This window comes from Acinetobacter genomosp. 33YU (genome assembly GCF_001990725.1).
Classification (GTDB): domain Bacteria; phylum Pseudomonadota; class Gammaproteobacteria; order Pseudomonadales; family Moraxellaceae; genus Acinetobacter; species Acinetobacter seifertii.
Map to the genome: position 1 here is coordinate 54,015 of NZ_LFZQ01000013.1, position 18,644 is coordinate 72,658.

Genomic DNA, 18,644 nt, shown 5'->3' on the forward strand with positions numbered 1-18,644 from the left:
CGATGAATCCTTCCCGTTTATTTATCCAGCGTCCAGTGGCGACTACACTGGTCATGATTGCCATTTTTTTATGTGGGTTGGTGTCTTGGAAATTTTTGCCTGTGGCGTCATTGCCAGAGGTCGATTATCCAACTATGCAGGTCACGACCCTATATCCGGGGGCTAGTCCTGAGGTTATTGCTTCAACGATTACCGCTCCGCTTGAACGTCAGTTTGGGCAGATGCCGGGTCTAAGCCAAATGTCATCGACTAGCTCCAATGGGGCATCAGTCATTACTTTGCAATTTAATTTAAATTTGGGATTGGACGTTGCTGAACAAGAAGTACAGGCTGCAATTAATGCATCCAATAATTTGTTACCTAACGATTTGCTTACCCCACCGACCTATAGCAAAGTAAATCCGGCTGATAAGCCAATTATGACCATTGCAATCAGCTCTAAAGAAATGCCGATTACTAAACTGGAAGATCTGGTCGATACCCGTTTAGCACAGCAACTTTCTCAAGTGAGTGGAGTTGGCTTAATTAGTGTAAGTGGTGGACAGCGCCCCGCAGTGCGTTTACAAGTAAACTCGGCAGCTTTGGCCAATATGGGGCTGACTTTAGAAGATGTGCGTACAGCGGTCACGGCAGCTAACGTGAATCAAGCGAAAGGTACCATTAGTGGAGCCGTGCAGTCCTCTACCATTGATGGCAATGATCAGTTGCATACGGCGGATGATTATAAAAATTTAATTATTGCCTATAAAAATGGTGCACCAATTCGTATGTCCGATATTGCTGCGACCATTGATTCCGCAGAAAACGTGCGTTTAGCAGCATGGGTTGGACATACTAGCAATAATGCTGCAACCCAAACGCCAGCCATTATTATTAATGTGCAACGTCAACCCAATGCAAATGTCATTCAGGTTGCGGATCAAATTAAGCAAATACTGCCTAAATTACAAAGTAGTTTTCCACAATCTGTGAATGTGGAAATTTTAAATGATAGTACTGCGACCATTCAGGCTTCACTAAAAGATGTAGAGTTTGAGCTGGTTTTGGCAATGGTGCTGGTCATCATTGTCGTGTTTTTATTCTTACGTAGTGTACGGGCAACCTTTATTCCCGCAGTGGCGTTACCACTTTCTTTGGTTGGCACTTTTGCTGTGATGTATCTGATCGGTTTTTCGGTCGATAACTTAAGTTTGATGGCGCTTACGATTGCAACGGGTTTTGTCATTGACGATGCCATTGTCATGATCGAAAACATTTCCCGTTATATTGAGCAAGGCGAACCGCCGATGCAGGCTGCCTTAAAAGGTTCGGAGCAAATCGGTTTTACCATTATTTCCCTGACTATTTCGCTAATTGCTGTACTCATTCCGCTGTTATTTATGGGCGATGTAGTTGGACGATTATTTCGTGAGTTTGCGGTAACCCTTGCTGTTTCTATTTTAATTTCAGCTTTTATTTCTTTGACACTCACACCGATGCTGTCTTCAAGATTGCTCAAACATATCCATGAGGCAGAGCAGGGACGTTTTTATCATGCCATGGGGAGCTTTTTTGATAAAACGATTGGTGTCTACTCCAAAGCATTACGTTGGGTACTAGCAAGACAAGGGCTATTTTTAGTCGTTACGGTTGCGACGCTTGTCTTTACGGTCATGTTGTATGTTTTTATCCCGAAAGGTTTTTTCCCTGTTCAGGATACAGGACAAATTATTGCTATAACTGAAGCTGATCAGACGATTTCATTTCAGGCAATGAGCGTTAAACAGCAAGAAACGGCAAAAATTATTTTGCAAGATCCTGCTGTACAAAGTATTTCATCGTTTATTGGTGTTGATGGGACAAATAGCTCACTCAATACTGGTCGTATTTTAATTAATTTAAAGGATAAGTCGGCTCGTCCCGATGTGCAGATGGTTATTAGTAATTTGCAACAACGCCTGAGTAAGGCTCAAGGTGTGACTACATATTTGCAGCCTGCTCAAGATTTAACAATCGATGCAAGACAAAGTAGAACTCAATATCAGTTTACCGTGCAATCTACGCGTTCTGAGGACTTGGCGACATGGATTCCAAAACTTGTTCAAGCGTTGTCTTTGCGTCCTGAAATTACAAATTTAGCAAGTGACTGGCAAGATAAAGGCTTACAGGTCTATGTTGATATTAACCGTGACGCCGCCGCTCAATATGGGGTGACGACAGCGAATATTGATAACATTCTTTATAATGCGTTTGGGCAAAGGCTCATCAGTACTATTTTCACTCAAACTAATCAATACCATGTAGTGCTTGGGCTATCCGATCAAGATCAAAATAGTCTGCAAGCCTTAGAAAATTTATATATTCCTTCAAGCAGTGGAAAGCCAGTTCGTTTAAGTTCAATCGCCACGATTCAACCTAGAAATACTTTGCTTGAGATTAACCATCTAGGCCAATTCACAACCGCAACAATTTCATTTGATACTGCTCAAGGTGTGTCATTAGAACAAGCAGTTCAAGCGGTAAAAGAAACCGAGCAACAGTTAAAGCTACCAAATAGTTTGATGACTCAATTTCAGGGGGCTGCTCTTGCGTTTCAAGCTTCTTTAAGTAATACGGTATGGCTTATTATTGCTGCAATTGTGGTGATGTATATTATTTTGGGCGTGCTTTATGAAAGCTTCATACATCCACTCACCATTTTATCGACCTTACCATCGGCAGGGATTGGCGCACTTTTAGCATTGTCCTTAACTCATAATGATTTAAACATTATTGCCATTATTGGCATTGTGCTGCTGATTGGTATTGTTAAGAAAAATGCAATTATGATGATTGATTTCGCCCTAGATGCAGAACGGCATCAGGGTCTAACCCCAATGGAGTCAATTTATCAAGCTTGTTTACTAAGATTTAGACCAATTTTAATGACAACAATGGCGGCATTATTAGGTGCTGTGCCTTTGGTTATTGGTAGTGGAATGGGATCGGAATTACGCCACCCACTTGGTATTACCATGATTGGTGGTTTAATTCTGAGTCAGCTTCTTACTTTATTTACCACACCAGTTGTTTATCTTGCCTTTGACCATTTGGCTCAGCGCATAAAAGGAAATCGCCGTCCAGATAAAGATGCCAGCGAGTTGCCACCTTATGAACATTTTAAGTCTGGGGTGGATGAAGTATGAGTATTTCAACGCCTTTTATACGCCGTCCTGTAGCAACGACTTTACTGAGTATTGGGTTGGTATTGCTGGGTTTCTTAGCTTTTAATATTTTACCCGTCGCGTCATTACCGCGAGTTGATTTTCCTACTATTTCTGTAACGGCAAAACAGGCAGGGGCAAGTCCAGAGGTGATGGCAGCCACTGTGGCTACGCCGTTAGAGCGAAATTTAGGACGTATTGCTGGGGTAAATGAAATTACCTCTTCAAGTACATTAGGCTCTACTCGTATTACGCTTCAATTTGATTTAAATCGCGATATTAATGGTGCCGCTCGTGACGTGCAGGGTGCAATTAATGCATCGCTTTCTTCGTTACCATCAGGGCTTCAAAATAACCCAACTTATCGAAAGGCCAATCCTGCTGATGCGCCGGTCATGATTTTGGCGCTGACCTCTAAAACTTTATCTAGAGGCCAGATGTATGATGCAGCCGATACGATTTTGGGGCAAAAACTCCTCCAGATTGAGGGAGTTGGTGATGTCAGCATTGGGGGAGCAGCACAGCCCGCGGTACGGGTTGAGCTTAACCCTAGCCAGTTGGCGCACTATGGTATTGGGCTCGATACTGTACGCTCTGCCATTACTTCAACAAATGCAAACCGACCTAAGGGCTTTATAGAAAAGAAACAAGAGCTGTGGGAAGTTAAAGCAAATGACCAAGCCAAACAAGCTGCTGACTATATTCCCTTAATTGTGAGCTATAAAAATGGGGGAGCTGTTAGAATTTCTGATGTTGGAGAAGTAAAAGACTCTGTATTAGATATTCGTAATGCGGGTTACTATGCAGATCAACCATCTGTTTTGATTATGGTATTTAAACAGCCCAATGCCAATGTAATTGAAACCATTCAACGCATTAACCAAATGTTGCCTACCTTACAACAGGCACTTCCATCACAAATAGAAATTCATACAGCGGTTGATCGTAGTAAGACCATTCAAGCTTCTTTAAGAGAGATTGAACGGACTTTGATTATTGCGATCATATTGGTCATTATTGTTGTTTTCGTATTTTTGAAAAATGGCCGAGCCACTTTAATTCCTGCGATTACTGTACCAATTTCTCTGGTGGGTACTTTTGCTTTGATGTATGCCTCAGGCTTTTCATTAAACAACATTAGTTTAATGGCTTTGACGATTGCGACAGGGTTTGTGGTAGACGATACCATTGTTGTGCTTGAAACCATTTCAAGGCGAATGGAAGAGGGGCTTGCTCCCATGCAGGCAGCAATTACGGGGGCAAGAGAGGTTAGTTTTACAGTAATCTCAATGAGCATTTCATTGATTGCGGTATTTGTACCTATTTTACTTATGGGTGGAATTGTGGGGCGTTTGTTCCATGAGTTTGCCATGACCTTAAGCTATGCCATCTTAATTTCAATGGTAGTTTCACTCACCACCACACCTATGCTGTGTGCATGGTGGTTGAAAAGAAATAAGAAAAATCAGCCCAACACTGAAAACCTGATAGCTGAACAGGCTTCAAAAACTGACGATTACAGTGAAGCTCTTTTGGTTGCATCCGATGATGAGTATTTAAAAAAACAGGGCTTATTTGGGCGAATTACCCTGCTATATAAGCGTAGTTTGGCAGTCGCATTGCGACATAAAGCCATGACGATGATTGTTTTCATTTTTACGATTGGACTGAATGTTTACTTATATATTGCTGTGCCTAAAGGTTTCTTCCCCCAACAAGATACAGGGGTCATGATGGGATCTTTGGTTGCAGACCAAAATATTTCCTTTGATGCAATGAATACAAAGCTTAAAAAATACATTGCCGTGATTGGGAAAGACCCTGCGGTTGACCATGTAATGGGCACACTTGGAGGTTCCCAACTTAATCGGGCAAATTTATTTTTAGCTTTAAAACCTTTGGGTGAAAGAACAGATACACCAGACCAGATCATGGCTCGATTACGTAAAGTTCTTGGACATGAAGCAGGAATACGTTTTAGTCTCAGACCTGTACAAGATATTAATATTGGAGGCCGTTCAAGTGATGCCAGTTATCAATACACCTTACAAGGCGATGACTTAACTGCACTAAGAAGCTGGACACCACAGATTCAAGCTGCTTTATCTAAACTGCCAGCTTTAACCGACGTATCTAGTGATCAGGATGTAAAAGGGTTAGAAACCAAGCTTAGTTTTGATCATGACAAAATGAAAATGATGGGTATAACGCAAGCTCAAGTCGATAGTACGTTAAATGATGCTTTCGGTCAGCGACAAGTCTCAACCATTTATAACCCGATGAATCAATATCATGTGGTCATGGAAGTTGCACCTGAGTATGCAAAAAGTGTGGAAGCGCTCAATAGTATTTATATACAAGATGCTCAAGGGCATTCTGTACCTTTATCTACATTTAGTTCATGGAAAGCTGCGAATACTTCTTTGTCGGTCAATCATCAAGGGTTATTTGCTGCCAGTACCATTACATTTAATTTAAATGATGGTTATTCACTTTCAGATGCTACCGTCCAAATTAATAATGCAATGAATGAATTAAAAGTCCCAACTTCTATACGTGGGTCATTCCAAGGTTCGGCAAAAGCGTTTCAATCTTCCTTAAGTTCAGAACCATTACTTATTTTGGCGGCAATTGTCGTGATTTATATTGTGCTCGGAATTTTATATGAAAGCTTTGCTCATCCATTGACCATTCTTTCTACATTGCCGTCTGCGGGATTAGGGGCGCTCATTGCTCTCATTCTTTTTAAAATGGAATTTACCGTAATTGCTCTCATCGGAATTTTATTGCTGATTGGTATTGTGAAAAAGAATGCCATCATGATGATTGACGTCGCATTAACTTTGCAGCGAAAGCAAAGTTTAAAACCTGAAACAGCGATTTTAGATGCATCAGTGCTACGTTTTAGACCAATTATGATGACAACATTTGCAGCTTTATTTGGTGCTCTACCTTTGGCTTTGGGCCGAGGTGACGGTGCGGAGTTACATGTGCCTTTGGGTGTATCGATTGTGGGTGGTTTGATCATTAGTCAGATATTAACTTTGTATAGTACGCCTGTAATGTACTTATATATTGACCAATTGAGCGAATGGGGAAAACGTAAGTTTAAAAACATATGGGCTATGAAACAAATGGGCTTAAAGAAATAAGAGGGTATGTTAATGCATCAAAAAAATCATGTACGGTTTAAACAGCTCTCGTTTAATGCCTTGGGAAGTTTGGTAGTCATATTGTCTGGTACATTGTCAGGTTGCCAGTTGGTCAAACCGGAACCTACACCTCATGTGAATATAGGTGCCAATTTTTCTCAGCCATCACAATATGGTTTAGATATTAAAAAGTGGCAAACCGATGGTTGGAAAATTGCACTGCCAAGTGATCATTTACCAAAGGGTGAATGGTGGCAAATTTTTCAGGATGAACAATTAAATAAACTCGTTACTCAATTGAATCGAGAGAATGCCTCGATTGCACAATACGAAGCACAGTACCGTCAAGCCACAGCACTGCTGAGTGAAGCGAAAGCAGGGACTAGACCGACAGTCACTGGAAATACGTCAGCCACTCGCTCCAAATCTGGTGAAGCATCAGCGACCACAAGTTATGGTTTTGGTGTAAATGCGAGCTGGGAACCAGATTTTTGGGGTAAAGTTCACCAGAATATTTTAGTGAACCAAAATAAAGCCCAAGCAAGTGAAGCAGAACTTAACTCAATCCGTTTAAGTATGCAGGCCCAACTTGCCACCACTTACTTACAATGGGTGGTGCAAGGTTTTCAGCTACAGTCGCAGCAAGAAAGTCTGAATAACCTTAAGAAGTCCTTACAGCTCACCCAAAATCAATATAAAGCCGGCATAGTGGCATCGACTACGGTCGATCAGGCACAAAGCCAATATCAAAGCGCGCAAGCGAATTATACTGACATGCAATTGTGGCAAGTAAAATTACAGCACGCGATTGCTACCTTAATTGGTCAGCCACAAGACCAATTTCAGTTAACAATGCCGAAAACTTTGCCTTCATTGCCACAAATACCAGTTGAACTCCCATCAAGTATATTAGAGCGCCGTCCTGATGTAGCTGTAGCAGAAAGAAACATGGCAGCAGCAAATGCTCAAGTAGGGGTAGCTAAACTCGCCATTTTCCCAGATTTTAGCTTGGGAGGAAGTTTAGGTTATAAAAGCAGTAAGTTAAGTGACTTGTTTAATGCACCTAATTTTATTTGGTCGGTTGGGCCTACGCTCGCAGCGACCCTGTTTGATGGTGGGCTTCGACATGCTCAAACCAAACAAGCTCTAGCTGCTTATGACGCGAGTGCAGCTTCTTATAAACAAACTGTACTTTCAGCCATCCAAGAAGTTGAAGACAACATTGCTTCTCAAGCTTTACTTTCAAAAGAAGTAAATGAGCAAAAGCAAGGGCTACAGGCAGCTACGCGTGCTGAAAATACGACGATGAATCAATACAAAGCAGGAATGGTCGGATACTTAAACGTTTTGACTGCCCAAAATACCCGTTTGTCAGCACAAAACAGTGTGTGGTCACTCATGAGTAAGCAATATCAGACAACTGTTAGCTTGATTAGCTCGATGGGGGGAAGCTTTGAATAGCTAAGAGACACATAAAATAATAGTTGCTTTGTCGCGCTACCTTTGGCGGACAAGCAGCTATGTGGCTATAAAATATTCATTAAGCAGTTTTTATAAAATAAAGATAAAAATATAAGATAAACAAAATTGACTCATAACGAGTTTAATATGATGAATAATCAAACATCGTCTAAAAATTTAAATAAGAATCTTTTTTTAGGCAGTATTTAATTGTTTAGAGCACTACAATTAAGTTTAAAATATGGAGATGTTGTATACAGGATGCCATTTATTAGTTTAATTAAAATTAGAGTTATATAAATCTTGTGAATTATAGGTTTTTACTTGGCTATTTTTGTACGTTTTTCACCCTAAAGACGATGAAAAAATTAAAACATTGCAGCTAAAGGCTTAATTTTTTTAGAAAAGATGACACTAAAGAATCAAGAATTATATATTATTAAATAGACTTTGAAACTAAAACTTTAATCTTGATTTAAGTTCAATTATTTAATTTATGACACATCTAGATTTCTTTAATGAGTCAGAAAAACAAATTATGACTTCATTTGAGCCAAATCAGAAAATTAAAGAGAGTATAAAAATGAACCAGTTTGTAACAAACACGAATAATATTATTCGTGGAAAGTATCATCCGGAATTTTTGCAGTATGAAGTCTTGGCCGATATTTTTGTCCATACTGCACAAACTCTTCCTGATAAAACGGCTTTAATTGAAGCAGATAAAACGTTGACCTATGGTGAGTTGTACCAACAAGCCTTAGTCATGGCTCAGCACTTGACGATCAGAGGGGTGAAACCTGGTCATATTGTTGGGTTATGGTTGCCTCGTGGTATCGAGCTTTTAAAAGCTCAATTGGCGATTTGTTTAAGTGGTGCAGCATGGCTTCCTTTTGATATGGATACGCCAGCTGACCGTATAGCAGTGTGTCTTGAAGATGCTGAATCTGTGGGAATGATTACTACAGATGAATGGTATGCACATTTAGAAGAAGTGCCGCAAGCAAAATGGACAAACACTGAACTACAAAAGCCACTCAGTGAAAATATTCCTTTAGCTAAAACAACCCCAGAACAACCTGCGTATATTATTTATACGTCTGGTTCAACGGGTAAGCCAAAAGGGATTGTGATTACCCAAAGAAATATTTGTCACTTTTTACGCAGTGAAAATAATGTTTTAGGTATTCAAGAACAAGACAAAGTCTATCAAGGCTTTTCTGTCGCTTTTGACATGTCGTTTGAAGAAATTTGGCTTTCGTACTTGGTTGGTGCAACATTGTGGATTGCACCTAAGTCGCTTGTGAGTGACCCTGAACGTTTATGCCAAACATTAAAGCAAGAAAACATTACCGTATTGCATGCTGTACCGACATTACTTGCTTTATTCCCTGAAGATGTACCTAACTTAAGAATTATTAACTTAGGTGGGGAAATGTGTCCGGATTCACTAGTTGACCGTTGGGCATTACCTCACCATCAAATGTTTAACACTTATGGTCCAACCGAGACTACAGTTACAGCAAGCCTTGAGTCTTTAGAGCGTGGCAAACTCGTTACCATTGGTAAGCCTTTACCAAACTATGGCATGCTGGTCATTAACGCTGAAAGAGAATTACTGCCGCAAGGTGAAACAGGTGAGCTCTGTATTTTTGGCCCAAGTGTGGCAGAAGGATATTTAGGCAGACCTGATTTAACGGCTGATAAGTTTATTGAAAACCCGTGGGCTGAAGGTCCAGACGAACAATCGCTCTATCGTACTGGTGACTTGGCTAAAATTGATGAGTTTGGCCAAGTACACTGTTTGGGGCGTGCGGACGATCAGGTAAAAATTCGTGGTTTCCGTGTTGAACTTGGTGAGATCGAAGCTGCGCTTTGCGATATTGAAGGTATTGGTACAGCTGCAGTTATTCTTCGTCCTGAAGACGGCATTGATCAGCTTATTGCGTTTATTGCACCAGAAATTGATGCGAAACAAGCAATCGAAATTAAAGTACTTCGTCAAAATTTAAGCCAACGCTTACCACCTTATATGGTGCCAAACCGTTTTGAAATTATTGAAGAAGTTCCGCGTTTATTGTCAGGAAAAATTGACCGTAAAGCTTTAAAAGCACGTCCACTCACCAGTGTGATTGACCGTAGTGAATCGGACCAACCACAAAATCCGGCAGAAGAAATTTTATTTGGTATTTTGAATCGCTTGTTTCCAAACATGCCGATTAAACTCGATTCAGATTTCTTTGATGACTTAGGTGGCCATTCACTTTTAGCGGCTGTTTTGATTTCGAATTTACGTGAACATCCGGAATATAGCCACTTAACTATTCAAAACTTATATCAAGCAAGACGAGTTGGGGCCATTGCTGCGCTCATGCTAGAGCAACCAACACCGACTGTATTTGATAGCCAGATTGGACAAGATAACCCGCGTAACCAGACTTATAAGTGGTTATGTGGTATTGCACAGCTAATTACTATTCCTGTTTTAATTTCGATTAATATCTTGCAGTGGTTAGCGCCATTCTTTACCTATCATTATTTTACTGGTGGATCACGAGACAGTATTCCGAATGCAATCGCGATGTCTTTATTGGTTTATATCAGCGTAATTATTGCCAGTTTTGTTGTTTCAATTTCTGTAAAACGACTATTAATGGTAGGTGTTGGTGCAGGGCAATATCCATTATGGGGATTAACCTATTTCCGTTGGTGGTTAGCAGACCGTATAGGTAGTATTTCACCTGTCTATCTTTTGTCAGGTTCAACTTTACTTAACTTATATTTGAAAGCGCTTGGTGCCAAAATCGGCCATGACGTTACGATTAGTTCAGTACATATTCGTATGCCATCTTTACTTACTGTTGAAGATGGGGTGAGCATTGGCTCTCAAGTGAACTTAGAAAATGCTAAAGTCGAACATGGTCACTTGGTATTAGGTTCAATTCACTTAAAAGAAGACAGTTATGTGGGCTCTTATGCTGTATTAGAAGAAAATACAGTGTTAGAAAAACAAGCTCATGTAAATGCTTTAACTTCAATTGAATATGACACTGTTATACCAGCCGGAGAAATCTGGGATGGTACGCCTGCGAAGAAGATCGGACATGTGGATGATCACGATAAATTGCCAGAGCGTCCAAAATTATCGTTTATTCGTAAAATTGCAGAATATGCATATTATGGAATTAGTGCGTTAATTATTGCGTGTTTGTTCTTTATTCCAATTTTCCCAAGCTTCCTGTTGGTCGACTGGTTAGATGCAAACGTATTTAATATTAACCCGAATGAACATTTACAAATCGCACTTTACTACTTCATTTTAGCGATTCCTGCTAGTGCAATGATGATGATGATTACTGCTGTGATTTCTTCAGTCATTCGTAAAGTTGCATTGCCTCGTCTTGAAACAGGAACCTATGCGGTTCATGGTGGTACGTATTATCGTAAATGGTTTGCTTCTCAAATCTTGGAAACGAGCTTACAAACCTTACATGGCTTGTTTGCGACCATTTATGCGCCAACGTGGTTCCGTATGCTCGGTGCAAAAGTAGGTAAAAATACTGAAATTTCTACCGCAAATGGTGTTATTCCAGAAATGCTGACTTTAGGTGAAGAAAGCTTTATTGCCGATGCTGTAATGCTAGGTGATGAAGAAATCAAAGGCGGCTGGATGACATTAAAATCGACCACCATCGGTAACCGTAGTTTTGTCGGAAACAGTGCTTATATTGCTGATGGTACCGTGTTACCAGACAACGTCTTGATTGGTGTGCAATCTAAAACACCTGATAACGTTGAAATGTACGATGGTCAAACTTGGTTTGGTTCCCCACCGTTATTGCTGCCTGCACGTGAAGCTGCTGAGAAATATCCAGATCATTTAACATTCTTGCCAAGTATCAAACGCCGTTTAATGCGTGGTTTTATTGAAGGCCTACGTATTGTATTACCTGCCGCTCTTGCGATTGGTGTGGGTTATATGATCGTGCTTGAGATTATTGACGTTATTAACAAATACAACATTCCAACTGGTTTGTTGGCTTTAACGCTTGCTGGTTTGCTCTATGGCGTAGGTTGCTTCGTTATAGTTGCATTATTGAAGTGGACTCTAATTGGTCGTTACGAGCCGCGTTCAGCTCCAATGTGGACCATGTTTGTATGGTTAAGTGAAGGGATCACGAGCTTATATGAGTCAGTTGCGATTCCTAACTTCTTAAACTACTTAAGAGGAACGCCAATGTTGCCATTCTTCTTGCGTATTTTAGGTGTTCGCATTGGTAAAGACGTCTATATGGACACTGCCGATATTACAGAGTTCGATTGTGTAAGCATCGGTGACCGTGCTGAGTTTAATAGCTTCTCAGGCCCACAAACTCACTTGTTTGAAGACCGTATTATGAAAATCGGACAAGTAAATGTTGGTAATGATGTTGTGGTAAATACACGCAGTATTATTTTGTATAACGCAAACGTGAGCAATCATGCTGTGTTAGGGCCATTAACATTGGTGATGAAGGGTGAAAATATTCCGGCTAAATCTGCTTGGATTGGTTCACCGGCTGTGCCTTGGGTTCATAAATAATTCAGTGTTGAATTGAAAAAAAGCCTCTGTAGAACAGGGGCTTTTTTTTTTTATATTGCACAAAAACTAGATTGTACATAATTTATGGGGCAAGGAGATTTAACAAAAAATCGGGGGTATTATACGGGTATTGGTGGTTTATGCCCTTTGGTTTTCAAAGGGTTAAAATATGGTGATGGTAATTTATATCGCAAAGAATTTCCAAATGCGAAGTTAACAGGTGAGCCAGTGCCTGCCTATAAACCTTTTTTGACTCAAAGAAATAATAATAGATATGCTGCGCTTTCACGGTTAGACAATAGAACAGGGCGAGGAGGAATAGGATTTACACCTACTGCTGATATTGTGGTGATTGCTCAAGAGCACGGTGTAGGATCGGTTTCTTTTGATACCTTTATTAAACATGGTTGTACAAATGCCTGCGCTGTAGATGGTAGCGATTCAGTGTTTTTATGGTATGACGGAGGATTTAAGTTTATGTCAGCAGAAAATAAAGATGAAACACAAACTTTTGGTATTGGAATAAGAGCAGAAACCTAATGTTAAAAAAAGCTTTATTTAGCCTAATCATTTCAGTTGTAGTATTGCTCTCAATTTCATTTGTAGATTTGTATTGCACGCATACATCTTTTAAATTATTTAAAGTTTGGTTAGTAGAATTTAACGGAATTAATAACTATTCAATTTTTATTAATAATTTTATAATTAATTTTTTAATTGTTTTCTTAATTATTTCTCTAATTGTATATTTTATAAAAATTAAGAATAGTTTTATTTATATAGCCTTAATTTTGCTATGCATTTCACTTGGAAACTTCTTTATGAAAACATCTATAAATTTAACTATAGATACTAGAAAAGAGGTTCTATCAGGTAATTTGGTTAACAAAGGTTTAGCTTTTTTATTGATGCATAAAAAAGTTGAGTGTGAAGACTAAGTTATTGTTAATTTTAGAAATTATGGCTGATTTTAAATCTAATGTATGAGTTTGTAAAAATACACGTATGCATCCAAATTAAATAGTTTTTCTTAGATAGCCTAAGCTATTTATTATAAGGCTAAGTCTCTGGAATAGGGCTTAGCTTTATTTTTTTTGAAAGGTATAATAATTGAGTCACCGTATAAAGTTATTAAATACATATTAACTTATTTCCTTTACCAAAATAAAATGTTTGTCCATCTCTAGGATCAATTAAACGATATACATAATATTTTAAATGTTCTATTACACCAGCTCGAAAATACTCTTTACTCATTAAATTCACTTATAAGACAATAACTTTTATATAACTATATGATAAAGCTTATAAGAAATAAGTAAAAACCTACGCTATTCCCAATATGCCCTTAGCCACGTTTTACAGCCATTCATGTTCACTTAAAGCAATCAAAGCATGCGAAAGGGTTTTTTCCATTAATATTGGCTGAACTTTCAGCATGCTGAATCAGAAAAATACTCATATTATTTTATTGTTCAATTGCACGTATAGCACCTAAAGCAGCTACTTTTTTCCCCGCCTTTACTTTTGATATATCGCAATTTTGCCAAAGCTCGGGAAGGCAGTTTTCTTTAGCAGCTTCTAAAGCCGCCTCTAAATAACCGGGTAACTCTATTGTTCCTCCTCCTATTACTAGTTGTGAAGGATTTAAAAGATTAATGACTGTGGCTATTCCAAGACCTAAAGCTTGTCCAGCGTCTTTTATAACAGCTAAAGTAGATTGATCTCCATTGTTAGCCATTAATGCTAAATTAGATGGGCTTAGTGCGCATAGTTTGGTAATTGCAGCGCCACTGGCAAGTTCATCTAGACGTTTTATTCCTTCGTTACTTTTTACTGGTAAGTAACCTAGTTCACCAGCCCAACCACTAGCTCCCATTAAGGGTTTTCCATTTGTTATGAATGCAGCCCCAATACCTGTACCAATCATAATAATGCCGCTTGCAGCATGAGATGAAAAATCATTGAGTTCAGCATACATAGCAGCTTTTACATCATTTAAGATCATTGTTTTACTACATAATAATTTTAATGCGTCATTTCCTTGCCAACCTATGAATGCTGGTAGGACATCACAATTAACAACATATCCCGATTCGTTAACTAGACCCGGCACTGCTAGGCTTATGCTTTCGGGTTTAATTCCATGTTTTAAAATAAAAGATTGCAGATGTGATATTAATTCTTCTGGAGTGAATGAAATTCCTGTACTAAATATTTCTTCAATTTCATCACATAATATCAATAACTTAGTGCCTCCAAGATCTACACCAATTTTCTGAGTTTTCATCAAAAGCCTTATCTCAAAATTATTTTATAAATTTTAACGTGTCTATATGATCAAGATTTTATAATTATCAGTATTTGTGTAATAAATTTTAAAATTGCTTCCAAATGGAGATCAATTATTTTCCATATATTTCAATCTTATATATAACGGATAGCCCTAATTTTCTGTTTACTTGCTCCATTCATAACCCACTTTTACCAGTAACTACCTGATTATTTATCCTTACTTTTTCATGATCTAATCTAAAACAAATGTCATCTTACGTGTTGTACTAAAAAGGGAACTACTCTCAATTTTATTTATAGAATTTAATATATTTAATAATTATATAATTTTCAATGTCTTAAATTAATATAAAGCCTCTATAAATAGAGGCTTTATATTAGGTGTTGTAAGCGAACTTATTTATTCAGTTGCCGTAAAAGCATCATGATAAGTAACTTCTCCTGAAGGAATATGGTTAATGAAGCTTATAGCTTGAAAGTATTCATTTGGGACATCAGGTAAATTTAAATCTGGGTATGATTTAAAACCAAATCGACTGTAATAATTTGGATCACCTAATAGAACGCAACCTTTTCCGCCCAATTCTTTTAACTTTTGCAAAGCTGCATTCATTAAAAGAGAACCAATGCCAATTCCTTGTTTATTTGGACATACAGAAATAGGGCCTAGGCCATACCAACCTGTTTCACCTGACGTAATCGTAACTGGTGAAATAGCCACATGACCTACAATTAAGCCATCTTCTATAGCAACCAAAGAGATTGTGAGTTGTTTATGTTTCCGAAGGCTATTCACAATAAATTGTTCGGTATGGCTAGAATGCTCTTCATTCAAGAACGCGGCTTTCGTCAACGCTTCGATATTTTTAATATCTTCGGGTTGTTCATCTCGAATTATAATATTCATATTTTTCTTTCTCTTCATAAATAGCAACTTATATTAACGATTGTCTAGTTGAGGGCGGACCGTCTGAAGCCCTAACAATGTAATTTGATAAGGTTGGCTATTTTTAGACTTGATTAAACGTTTTGCTTTTAGCTTTTTAAATACATCTAAGGAACAATCAGATAACACGAAACCTTCTCGTGTATAGCATTCAACGAAATAAACTGTGCCTGATGCATCACGTTGGTATTTAATATGTCCGCCTTTGGCAAGGACATGGAGAGTTCGTTGTTCGAACTTTGAAAGATTCATGTTGAAGCCTTGATAATAATCAAACGTGCAAATAGAGGTGATCAGAAATATGACCACAGAAAAATTGCGACATTGATAATCAACTCAATAATAAAAATTGAGAGTGATTATCAGATGATTACTATCTCCAACATATAAACCTCTTTTAGAAGGGGGATACTTTTATTCAAAGGATATATTAACTGTATATATCACTTAATCACAAATGTTTTTTATATTCATAGACCATTCATTTATATAAAATCAGGCAACAAAAAATTATGTATGAGTTTTAGTAAATGAAAAAAACAATTTTTAGCCTAATTTTTCCTATCTGTGCAGCTTTTTCAAATAGTATTCAAGCAGAAGAAGTCTATTATCAACAAGAAGATATCGCTTATGCTTTTGAACTAGATTCAATCGAATTTTATTTACCGAGTAAAAGTAAATTTAAAATTACTGCTACCAGAAAACTAGTTGGCGTACCCGAAACAAAGTTTTATACAGGTGATTTTGATAAAGATAATATCGCACAATTCCATATGGCTTTTGACTGTTCACATAAGACGATACAGATTTTAGACTTTAAGATTGGTGATAAAAATAATGGTGAACTTAAGTACAAGAGCGATAAAAAGGGTGAAGTAATGAAAGCCACGGGTGACAATGATTTAGCTATGCTTAATTTAGTGTGTGAAAATGCTAAGGCTATAAAATAGTGCCTGTGAATTATAAGGCTTGTTTTTTAATACACGTATATACAATTTTCTTGGCGGCCCACCTTTGAAAAAATGAAGTTAAAGATTTAACAATTATGATACCCGTACAGACATTCTCGGTTTTTGCGATTTTTCTGTTGTTTATTGCGCCATTGATTGGTGTTGTACTAACACTCGGTTTATTGGTGAAAGCACTATTGTTTTGGAGAAAGAAGGCTAAAAAGCCTGTGAGTTTTTTTTCTAAAAAGACATTGTTCATTATGCTACTGGCATTGATATGTGACTTGTGGGCAGGTTACTTATTTTATATGAGTGCATCGGTAGAGTATGAGATTGCACTTAAGGAGCATTACAAGGAAAGTCGTAGCCATTTCGTTTTATCTCAAGATGCACAATATGGCGAACTGTTGATTCCCAAAGGGAGCTTAATTAGTCGTTATGATGCTTTTGACAACGGTGAGCCACAAGTACCCTTTAGCTTACGAGGATTACAGGCTGTACGTTTTCCTCATCCTGTACAAGTCGCAGGAATGTGGGTAACAGCAATAGAGCCTCCTCGAATGGAGTTGGCATGGGATCAGCAAATAGGCCCAGTTATGCGCTTCGATCCTAAGGAAGAAAATGGCTATGGTAAATGGGTTTATGATACGAAACGTCCTACCATCGCTTGTTCTCGTGGAGATATCGTACTACTTGAAATTCCACTCATTGATTATGATATTGCAAAAGAATTTGGTAAACCTGAGCCTGATGGAGCTAATGCACGTTTTCGCCCGAGTGAGTGGGGTGTTCAACAATGCGAAAAAGGTCAGGGGCCAATTAAAGTTAGTCCAGCATATACTGGGACTGCACCAAAGAAACCTTGGTTCCAATTTTGAGATAGTTTTAGTAAATTTTTAGTTCTACATCTATTACTCATATTTTATCAAGGATTCTCAAGAATCTTTTGAAAGATGATAATCTCAAAGAACCAAAATTAGTAAAAATAGAGAATCAAATGAGCCAATTTCCTAATGATGCAACAGGGGATACTTTAAACGAATTTAAGAAAAATGGGTTTGATATAACAAAGCCGATGGAAATAGATTTCTTTATTGTAATACCTTCAGAAGAGATTGGAGAAAAGATTTCTACAGAGGTTAAAAGATTAGGCTGTAAAGCCAGCGTTGAGCAAGATGATGTTACTAAGGAATGGACTTGTTATTGTACGAATACAATGATTCCATTCTATGATGACATTATAAAATTCGAAGAAGATCTAAATAATATCGCTACTCAATATGGTGGTTATACTGATGGTTTTGGTTCGTTTGGTAATGTTTGATTAATTTTTAATAAATGATAGGTTCAAAATTATGAAAATTAGTCAAAAGCAAATAGATGCTGTAATTGCATTAGAAGGTGCTAAAAGATATAAGCATTTCATAAAAGTTATTGCCGATACGCAAGAAGTTTGGGGCTTATACAAGGATGGATGGGCATTGGCTGGAACAGAGGATAATCAAAAAGTATTTCCTGTATGGCCCGCGAAAGAGTATGCCGAGTTATGTGCTGAGCATGAATGGGGAGGATATGAAGCTGAGCTGATTTCTTTAGATGACTTCATGAATGAATTGTTACCTACATTAAAAGATGATGAGGTATTAATAGGCATTTTTTATACTCCTTTAAATAATGGTGTAACTCCTGAGATAGAACAGGTACTAAATGATTTAGAGCTTGAATTGGAAAATTATTAGAAAGATACGATCTAGCCTCTTTATCCTTGATACATTCAAATACCTATATCTAAAAAATATTCTAGAATTCATAAGATACACCTTATACGGATAACAAAATGGGAGCAATCAGCTCCCATTTTTTATTTTTGTTCATGTTCTTTGTAGTATTGATGCGCTCTCTTAGAATTATGCTTCCAACTTTTAGCCACTTTGTGGAAATATGTTGGAAGATCATCCCATGCATCAGCTAAATCAGGGCCACGGGCTATACGAAGCTTAAGAGGGTAATCTTTATATTCAATAAAATGCATTAAATAAAAGCTTTTCTCTTGCTTGATCCTAGCCAAAATAATGG

At 38.0% G+C, this 18,644-nt stretch carries 13 protein-coding genes and 2 pseudogenes; 10 read left to right on the plus strand and 5 right to left on the minus strand.

What is annotated here, in order from left to right:
* Positions 1-2 precede the first annotated feature (2 nt).
* The 6 genes from AC056_RS16765 (at position 3) to AC056_RS16790 (ending at position 13,315) form a co-directional block, all read left to right on the plus strand.
* On the plus strand, positions 3-3,164 hold the full coding sequence (locus AC056_RS16765; protein WP_077164269.1) for an MdtB/MuxB family multidrug efflux RND transporter permease subunit: 3,162 nt from the start codon (positions 3-5) through the stop codon (positions 3,162-3,164).
* Complete coding sequence (locus AC056_RS16770; protein ID WP_077164270.1) at positions 3,161-6,334, plus strand: efflux RND transporter permease subunit; 3,174 nt, start codon at positions 3,161-3,163, stop codon at positions 6,332-6,334. Before AC056_RS16765 ends, AC056_RS16770 begins: the two co-directional genes overlap by 4 nt.
* Positions 6,335-6,346: 12 nt before the next feature.
* On the plus strand, positions 6,347-7,795 hold the full coding sequence (locus AC056_RS16775) for an efflux transporter outer membrane subunit (protein WP_077164271.1): 1,449 nt from the start codon (positions 6,347-6,349) through the stop codon (positions 7,793-7,795).
* 583 nt (positions 7,796-8,378) lie between these two features.
* A complete protein-coding gene (gene posA / locus AC056_RS16780; protein WP_077164281.1) occupies positions 8,379-12,377 on the plus strand; it encodes a delta-poly-L-ornithine synthetase PosA in 3,999 nt (1,332 codons plus the stop codon).
* Positions 12,378-12,461: 84 nt separating this feature from the next.
* A complete protein-coding gene (locus AC056_RS16785) occupies positions 12,462-12,917 on the plus strand; it encodes a hypothetical protein (RefSeq protein ID WP_228144369.1) in 456 nt (151 codons plus the stop codon).
* Positions 12,917-13,315 carry a hypothetical protein gene (locus AC056_RS16790; RefSeq protein WP_077164272.1) on the plus strand — a complete coding sequence of 133 codons (399 nt, stop codon included), beginning with the start codon at positions 12,917-12,919 and terminating at the stop codon, positions 13,313-13,315. Before AC056_RS16785 ends, AC056_RS16790 begins: the two co-directional genes overlap by 1 nt.
* A gap of 436 nt (positions 13,316-13,751) precedes the next feature.
* Here the strand turns inward: AC056_RS16790 and AC056_RS19965 are convergent.
* The 4 genes and pseudogenes from AC056_RS19965 to AC056_RS16805 form a co-directional block, all read right to left on the minus strand.
* Positions 13,752-13,839, minus strand: a pseudogene (locus tag AC056_RS19965) (hypothetical protein); the annotation flags it as partial.
* Between the two features lie 6 nt (positions 13,840-13,845).
* Positions 13,846-14,667, minus strand: coding sequence for an ROK family protein (locus tag AC056_RS16795; protein WP_077164273.1), 822 nt, complete (start codon positions 14,665-14,667; stop codon positions 13,846-13,848).
* Positions 14,668-15,072: 405 nt separating this feature from the next.
* On the minus strand, positions 15,073-15,579 hold the full coding sequence (locus tag AC056_RS16800) for a GNAT family N-acetyltransferase (protein WP_077164274.1): 507 nt from the start codon (positions 15,577-15,579) through the stop codon (positions 15,073-15,075).
* Positions 15,580-15,612: 33 nt separating this feature from the next.
* Positions 15,613-15,870: a YjhX family toxin gene (locus tag AC056_RS16805; RefSeq protein WP_001054060.1), complete on the minus strand. Its 258-nt coding sequence runs from the start codon at positions 15,868-15,870 to the stop codon at positions 15,613-15,615.
* 278 nt (positions 15,871-16,148) lie between these two features.
* On the opposite strand from AC056_RS16805, the gene AC056_RS16810 reads away from it, so the two are divergent.
* The 4 genes from AC056_RS16810 (at position 16,149) to AC056_RS16825 (ending at position 18,307) form a co-directional block, all read left to right on the plus strand.
* A complete protein-coding gene (locus AC056_RS16810; protein ID WP_077164275.1) occupies positions 16,149-16,568 on the plus strand; it encodes a hypothetical protein in 420 nt (139 codons plus the stop codon).
* A 137-nt stretch (positions 16,569-16,705) separates the two neighbouring features.
* Positions 16,706-17,446 (plus strand): hypothetical protein, encoded by a 741-nt coding sequence (locus AC056_RS16815; RefSeq protein WP_077164282.1) that lies wholly within the window; start codon positions 16,706-16,708, stop codon positions 17,444-17,446.
* A 68-nt stretch (positions 17,447-17,514) separates the two neighbouring features.
* On the plus strand, positions 17,515-17,892 hold the full coding sequence (locus AC056_RS16820; RefSeq protein ID WP_081410810.1) for a ribonuclease E inhibitor RraB: 378 nt from the start codon (positions 17,515-17,517) through the stop codon (positions 17,890-17,892).
* A gap of 31 nt (positions 17,893-17,923) precedes the next feature.
* Positions 17,924-18,307: a DUF2750 domain-containing protein gene (locus AC056_RS16825; protein WP_016804761.1), complete on the plus strand. Its 384-nt coding sequence runs from the start codon at positions 17,924-17,926 to the stop codon at positions 18,305-18,307.
* Between the two features lie 122 nt (positions 18,308-18,429).
* Here AC056_RS16825 and AC056_RS19715 read toward each other — a convergent pair.
* Positions 18,430-18,644 (minus strand): annotated as a pseudogene (locus tag AC056_RS19715) (hypothetical protein); the annotation flags it as partial.